The 685-nt window shown below is 71.1% G+C and carries 1 pseudogene; it reads left to right on the forward strand.

The features are described 5' to 3' along the window. Positions 1 to 82 precede the first annotated feature (82 nt). Positions 83 to 685 (forward strand): annotated as a pseudogene (locus WDV86_RS15945) (BsuBI/PstI family type II restriction endonuclease); the annotation flags it as partial.

Here is a 685-nt window from a genome sequence, read left to right on the forward strand (position 1 = left end):
ACGTCCTGCGCGCCTGGGACGCCCTGCCCCCCGATGACCTCGCGGCCGCTGTCGCCCGCGCCTACCGCCCCGGAGGGACCTCGTGAAGGCCTACCCCGACGTCGCCGAGGTCCAGCGGCGGCTCAACATCCTGTTCCCCCGCCCCGGGTTCGACACGGCGATGAACGGGCCGATGGCGGCTCGTGCCGTCGCCGCGATGCTCTACGTCGACGCGGTCGTCCCCGACGAGGGCCCCGTCCCGGGCGATGTGCCGTGGGCGCGTCCCACCACCGTGCTGTGGATGAACGAGCAGGTCCTCACCGCCAGGACGACCGAGGAGGACCGTCGGGCCTGGTACGTCGCGTCGACCAAGAAGCAGGAGTCGCTCTCGAGCCTGCTCACGTCCTGGGGTGTCGACACCAACGGGTGGTACCGCGAGAACAGCCGCGAGACGCTGCGCGACGAGACGTGGCCCAAACTCCGCAGCAACTCGGCCGCCCGGACTCGTCCCGACCTCGCGCCCAACTCGTCGAAGGGCCGGTGGGCCCTGACCAGCTCCTTTGCGGATCTGTTCCATCCCGCCCTGACCGGTGACGACGTCGAGCGGGCCATCACGGCATGGGTCGAAGCCCGGCTGAGTCCAACGGCTCTGCGCCGCACCAGGCTGCTGAGCCGTGAGGCAACCTCGGCCGTGTCAGTGCCCGTC

Origin of the sequence: Pseudokineococcus sp. 1T1Z-3, from assembly GCF_037482365.1 — a bacterium.
Taxonomy (GTDB): domain Bacteria; phylum Actinomycetota; class Actinomycetes; order Actinomycetales; family Quadrisphaeraceae; genus Pseudokineococcus.